This is a genomic window from Kocuria sp. CCUG 69068, assembly GCF_020833785.1.
GTDB lineage: Bacteria > Actinomycetota > Actinomycetes > Actinomycetales > Micrococcaceae > Kocuria > Kocuria rosea.
Genome location: NZ_PDDL01000158.1, coordinates 1 through 5,630, shown reverse-complemented (window position 1 = coordinate 5,630; position 5,630 = coordinate 1). Strand labels below are relative to the sequence as shown.

Genomic DNA, 5,630 nt, shown 5'->3' with positions numbered 1-5,630 from the left:
CGCCCCCGCGCTGAGCCGCCGGGCCGGCTCCGCCGCTGCCTCGCGCCGATCCGCCGTGCCCGGGATCGTTCGGCGGGCGCCCGGCGGGCTGCGGGGTCAGGAGTTGCGGCCCCGCGCGGCCACGGTCCAGCGCTCCAGCAGGGCGCCCTCGCGCACCACGGCCACGTCGTCGACGAGGTTCATGGTCAGGCACACGTGGTTGGGGATGACGCGCAGGCGCTCGCCGAGGGCGGGCAGCGGGGCGTCCTCGGGCCAGACGACGGTGGCGTGGTGCTCGGACAGGGCCGTGATCCGGGCGTCCGGGTGGTCCATCAGCCGCCCGCAGCCGGTGGCCCAGGCGGGCCGGTCGCTGCCGAGGACCTTGCTGCCGGCGTCCAGGACGGTCCGCCGCGGCACCCCGTTGCCGCCCTCGTGCCGGCTGACCACGGTCGCAGCCACGGTGAGGGCGATGTCCTCGAGGGCGCACCGGCCGAGCTCCAGCTGCTGGGCGTCGCCGAAGACGTAGACCCCCGGCCGCACCTCCGTGGCCGTGGCGCTGTCGGTCAGCAGCGCGCTGGGCGTGGAGCCGCCGCTGCGGCGCCGCACCTCGAAGCCCGCGGCCGCCAGCTGCCCGGCCGCCCGGTCCAGGGCCTGCTGCTCCTGCGCGGCCGCCTCGACCGGCATGCCCGGGGCGTAGCTGTGGCCCGGGAAGGTGAAGACGCCCTCGACGCGCAGCCCCGCCCGGGCCGCCGCCCGGGCGACGTCCGCGGCGGCCTCCGGGCGGACCCCGCTGCGGTGGTGGCCGCTGTCGATCTCCACGACCACGGCCACGTCCCCCGCCGCGTCCCCCAGCTGCTCGCCCATGACGGCGGCGGCCTCGGCGGAGTCCACCCCCACGCTGATCCGGGCCGCGGCGCTCAGCCGGCGCAGGCGCTCCGCCTGGCGCGGGCCGACCCACAGCGGGTACGCGACGAAGAGGTCCTCGGCCCCGTGCGCGGCGAAGACCTCGGCCTCCCCGAGCGTGGCCACGGTCAGCCCGGCCGCGCCGGCGGCGAGCTGCAGCGCCGCGATCTCCGGGACCTTGTGCGTCTTGGCGTGCGGGCGCAGCAGCAGGCCCCGCTCGCGCACGGCCGCGGCCATCCGCGCGATGTTGCGCTCGAGCACGTCCCGGTCGATCAGGACGTCCGGGGTGTCGACCTCGTCGGGGATGCGGTGCATGGGGCTCCTCGTGCCGGGATGCTGATCTGCTGCGCTCTGCCCATGCTAGGACCTGCGGGCCCACGCTCCCGGCGCGGGCGTGCGGCTCAGGCGGCGGGCAGCAGCTCCGACCGGTCGACGACGTCCAGGCCGTGGGCCTCGCCGACCGAGCGGTGCGTCACATGGCCGGCCATCGTGTTGAGCCCGGCGGCCAGCGCGGGGTCGGCGGCCAGCGCCGCCGTCACGCCGCGGTCGGCGAGGGCGGTCACGTAGCGCAGCGTCACGTTGGTCAGGGCGTAGGTGGAGGTGTTGGGCACCGCGCCCGGCATGTTGGCCACGCAGTAGAACAGGGTGTCGTGCACCGGGAAGACCGGGTCCTGGTGGGTGGTGGGACGGCTGTCCTCGAAGCACCCGCCCTGGTCCACGGCGATGTCCACCAGGACGCTGCCCGGCTTCATCCGCCCGACCATCTCGTGGGTGACCAGCTTCGGGGCCCGGGCGCCGGGCACCAGCACCGAGCCGACCACCAGGTCCGCCTCGGTCACCGAGCGCTCCACCTCGTAGGCGTTGGAGGCGACGGTCCGCAGCCGCCCGGCGTACCGGTCGTCCAGGGCGCGCAGCCGGTCCACGTCGATGTCCAGGATCGTGACCTCGGCGCCCAGGCCCACGGCCATGGCGGCCGCGTTGGTGCCGGCCACGCCCGCGCCGATCACGGTCACCTGCGCGGGGCGGACCCCGGGCACGCCGCCGAGCAGGACGCCCTTGCCGCCGCCGGTGGCGGTCAGGGCCGATGCCCCGGCCTGCACCGAGAGCCGACCGGCCACCTCGCTCATCGGCGCCAGCAGCGGCAGCCGGCGGTCCGCGGTCTGCACGGTCTCGTAGGCGACGGCCGTGACCCCGGCGGCCAGCAGGGCGCGGGTGAGCTCCGGCTCCGCGGCCAGGTGCAGATAGGTGAACAGGACCAGGCCCTCCCGGAACCGGTGGTACTCGGAGGCGATCGGCTCCTTGACCTTCAGCACCAGGTCCGCCCGGGCCCACAGCTCGTCCGGGTCCACCACGACCTCCGCGCCCGCGGCGGCGAAGTCCTCGTCCGCGAAGCCCGAGCCGATGCCGGCACCGGCCTGCACGAGCACCCGGTGGCCGCGGCGGCGCAGCTCGTGCACGCCGGAGACCGTGATGGCCACCCGGTGCTCGTTCGTCTTCACTTCGGTGGGAACGGAGATGATCATCGAGGGCCTTCCGCAGAAAACGTAGAATGGGTGTCACAAAACTACGATCCGACACCGTTGCCGGGACAGAAGTCGACGATCCTTCGGCAATCGGTGCAGAACTGGACGAACCATGGAGAAAGTGACCCCGCCCACGCGGGCCGCTCCGCAGGATCGGCGGCCCCGGGACGAGCTGGACGACCTCGACCGGCGCCTGCTCGCGCTGCTGCGGGAGAACTCCCGGATGACCAACCAGGCGCTCAGCGAGGCCCTCGGCGTGGCCCCGTCCACCTGTCTGGCCCGGATGAAGGGCCTGCAGCGCTCGGGCGTGATCCGCCGCTTCACGGTCGAGGTGGACCCCCGGGCGCTCGGGAGCACCATCGAGGCCCTCATCAGCGTGCGCCTGCGGCCGGGGGCCCGGCACCTGATGTCCGCGTTCGGCGAGGGGCTGAAGTCGGTGCCGGAGGTGTCCCAGTTCTTCTTCCTGGCGGGCTCGGACGACTTCCTGATCCACGTCACGGCGCGGGACACCGACCACATCCGCCAGTTCGTCCTCGAGCACCTGTCCTCCAACCAGGCGGTGGCGGCCACGCAGACCAGCCTGGTGTTCGAGCACGTCCAGGGGTCCGTGCAGATCTGACCGGCCCCGAGACCCTCAGCCGCGGCGGGGCGTCCCGGCCGCGGCGCCCTGCGCGCGGGCGCTGACGGCGGCGGCCGCCTCCTCGGCCACGAGGTCCGCGTTGATCGCGGCGGCCGCGCCGACCCCCGCCCCCGCCGCGGAGGAGACCATGGCCGAGAGGTCGCCGGCGTTGCCGGCCGCCCACACGCCGGGGACCTCGGTGCTGCCCATCGGGCCCGTGGCGATGAGCGCCCCCGCGGGGTGGTCGGTCAGGGTGCCGCCGAGCTGCTCGTACAGCTCGGCCCGGGCCGCGAAGCGGGGCGCCACGACCAGGGCGTCCACCGGGACCTCCTGCCCGTCGTCGAGGACCACGGCGCGCAGCGCGTCCCCGTCGGTGCGCAGCCGCTGCACGGGCCCCTCGACCACCCGGACCCCGAGGGCGGAGAGCTGCTCCCAGGCCTCGGGGCCGGGATCGGGCATCCGGTGCGGGAAGAAGGTGACGTCCTCGCTGAGCTGCCGGAACAGCAGCGTCTGGTGGATGCTCATGGGTCCCGCGCCGAGCACGCCGATGCGCCGGCCGCGGACCTCCCACCCGTGGCAGTAGGGGCAGTGCAGCACGCTCCGCCCCCACAGCTCGGCCACGCCGGGCACGTCGGGCAGCTCGTCGACCAGTCCGGTGGCGAGCAGCAGCCGCCGCGCGCGCAGCACGCCGCCGCCGGCGAGACCGACCGTGAACCCCTCATCCTCCGCCCGGGCGGTGACGGCGCGGTCCCGGAGGATGTCCGCCCCGTACTGCTCCGCCTCCCGCCGGCCGGCGGTCAGCAGCTCGAGCGGCGGGATCCCCTCCCGGCCGAGCAGGTTGTGCGCGCCGCCGGCCGGGGCGTTGCGGGGTTCGCCCGCGTCCACCACGACCACCGAGCGCAGGGAGCGCGCCAGGGCGACGGCGGCGCTCAGGCCGGCCGCACCGCCTCCGACGACGACGACGTCGTACGCGGAAATGCTGTTCATGGTCCGTGTCCTCTCGTGCTGGTGGTTCATGGCCGGTGCGCCGCCCAGACGATGCGTCCGGCGCGCAGCATCAGGTCCTCCCGGTGCAGGACCGCGCCGGGGGAGTCCTCGGTGAGCAGGTGCTCGAGGGCGAGCATGTCGTCGGCGGTCAGTCGGCCGGCGAGGACCGGGAGGGCGCGGCGCAGCGAGTGGTCCGCCCAGCGCCCCGTGCCGGGCGGGGCCGGCCGCGCCTCGACGCCGAACCGGCGCCGCCCCGCCGGCCGGAAGCCGGCCTCCTCCAGGCGTGGTCCCCAGTCGGGCACGGCGTTCCAGTGCGCCCGGGCGAGGACCTCGTGGCAGCGGCGCTCCAGGCCCGGGCGGCCGATCCCGATGTCCTCGGGCAGGAACCGCGGCAGCGCGTCCATCTCCACGACCGCCAGGAGACCGCCGGGGCGCATCCCGGCATGGAGCTCGCGCAGCAGCCGGTCCGGCGCGGCGAGCTCGTGCAGCGAGGAGGCCGCCCAGGCGAGGTCGACCGCCCCGACCCCGGGCCAGGCGGTGTCCAGATCGGCCTGCACCGTGCGGATCCGGTCGGACGGGCCCGGTGCGCCGGCCGCGGCGCGGAGCCGCTCGAGCCTCGGTGCCGACCGGTCGATCGCGACGATCTGCGCCGACGGGAAGCGGCGGGCCAGGAGCCGGCTGCCGGCGCCGGTCCCCGCGCCGATGTCCGCGACCGTGTCCGGCGTGCCGCGGACGTGCTGGCCGACCCACCCGAGCACCTCCTCCAGCAGCGGGTCCAGGATCTCGGCGTCCAGCTCGAGCAGCTCGGCCAGTCCGTCGTCGTCGTGCTGCTCGGGGTGGGTGTGGTGCCCCGCCGTCGGGTGCGGGGAGTCGTGCGGTGTCATGCCTCCACGGTAGGCGCAAAATGCCTTTGAGGCATACACTCTTGCTCATGACGCAAGAACTTGACCTGGACGCCGTGATCCGCCGGCGCATCCGCGGTCTCCGGCTGGCGCGCGGCTGGTCCCTGGACGCGCTCGCGGCCCGGTGCCACCTCAGCCCGTCCACGCTGAGCCGGCTCGAGACCGGGCACCGCAGAATCGCTCTCGACCAGCTGGTGCCCATCGCCCGGGCCCTCGACACCTCGCTCGACCAGCTCGTCGAGTCCCCCGAGGACGAGGACGTGGTGATTCGCCCGCAGCCCAGCAGCACGCCGGGGCTGACCATGTGGCTGCTGTCCTCCGAGCGGGCCCTGCACGGGATGACCGTGGCCAAGATGCGCATCCTGCCGGGCCCGCCCCCCGCACCGGACCGGCTGGCGGTGCACCCGGGCCGGGACTGGTTCACCGTGCTCTCCGGGACCGCCCGCCTGCACCTGGGCGAGCGGGTCGTGGTGGTCGAGGCCGGTCAGGCGGCGCAGTTCTCCACGATGGTCCCGCACGCCATCGTGGCGCAGGGCGGGCCGGTGGAGATCCTCACCGTGCTCGACCACGACGGCGAGCGCGCCCACCTGCACGCGGACGAGCCTGCCGAGGATCGGAGGGTGCGGGCGCCGGCCGACCGCCCGGCACCCGGCCGGGACGGACCCGACCCGGCCGGGTGAGGTGCGGCCGGGGCCGGGGCCGGGGTGCCCGGGCGGC

At 75.6% G+C, this 5,630-nt stretch carries 6 protein-coding genes; 2 read left to right on the top strand and 4 right to left on the bottom strand.

Annotated features, from left to right (window positions below):
- Positions 1-96: 96 nt before the first annotated feature.
- Positions 97-1,197: an alanine racemase gene (locus tag CRM73_RS17920; protein WP_229588658.1), complete on the bottom strand. Its 1,101-nt coding sequence runs from the start codon at positions 1,195-1,197 to the stop codon at positions 97-99.
- An 86-nt stretch (positions 1,198-1,283) separates the two neighbouring features.
- Complete coding sequence (gene ald / locus CRM73_RS17915) at positions 1,284-2,405, bottom strand: alanine dehydrogenase (protein WP_229588657.1); 1,122 nt, start codon at positions 2,403-2,405, stop codon at positions 1,284-1,286.
- A gap of 112 nt (positions 2,406-2,517) precedes the next feature.
- On the opposite strand from ald, the gene CRM73_RS17910 reads away from it, so the two are divergent.
- A complete protein-coding gene (locus tag CRM73_RS17910) occupies positions 2,518-3,024 on the top strand; it encodes an Lrp/AsnC family transcriptional regulator (protein ID WP_229588656.1) in 507 nt (168 codons plus the stop codon).
- Between the two features lie 15 nt (positions 3,025-3,039).
- On the opposite strand, the gene CRM73_RS17905 is transcribed toward CRM73_RS17910, so the two are convergent.
- On the bottom strand, positions 3,040-4,011 hold the full coding sequence (locus CRM73_RS17905; RefSeq protein WP_229588655.1) for an NAD(P)/FAD-dependent oxidoreductase: 972 nt from the start codon (positions 4,009-4,011) through the stop codon (positions 3,040-3,042).
- 26 nt (positions 4,012-4,037) lie between these two features.
- Positions 4,038-4,895: a class I SAM-dependent methyltransferase gene (locus CRM73_RS17900; RefSeq protein ID WP_229588654.1), complete on the bottom strand. Its 858-nt coding sequence runs from the start codon at positions 4,893-4,895 to the stop codon at positions 4,038-4,040.
- Between the two features lie 47 nt (positions 4,896-4,942).
- On the opposite strand from CRM73_RS17900, the gene CRM73_RS17895 reads away from it, so the two are divergent.
- Entirely contained in the window at positions 4,943-5,593 is a 651-nt protein-coding gene (locus CRM73_RS17895; RefSeq protein WP_035930334.1) for a helix-turn-helix domain-containing protein, read from the top strand.
- Positions 5,594-5,630: the final 37 nt, after the last annotated feature.

Coding starts and splice junctions, on each gene's coding strand:
- CRM73_RS17920 (WP_229588658.1), bottom strand. CDS start 1,197: ATGCACCGCATCCCCGACGAGGTCGACACCCCGGACGTCCTGATCGAC.
- ald (WP_229588657.1), bottom strand. CDS start 2,405: ATGATCATCTCCGTTCCCACCGAAGTGAAGACGAACGAGCACCGGGTG.
- CRM73_RS17910 (WP_229588656.1), top strand. CDS start 2,518: ATGGAGAAAGTGACCCCGCCCACGCGGGCCGCTCCGCAGGATCGGCGG.
- CRM73_RS17905 (WP_229588655.1), bottom strand. CDS start 4,011: ATGAACAGCATTTCCGCGTACGACGTCGTCGTCGTCGGAGGCGGTGCG.
- CRM73_RS17900 (WP_229588654.1), bottom strand. CDS start 4,895: ATGACACCGCACGACTCCCCGCACCCGACGGCGGGGCACCACACCCAC.
- CRM73_RS17895 (WP_035930334.1), top strand. CDS start 4,943: ATGACGCAAGAACTTGACCTGGACGCCGTGATCCGCCGGCGCATCCGC.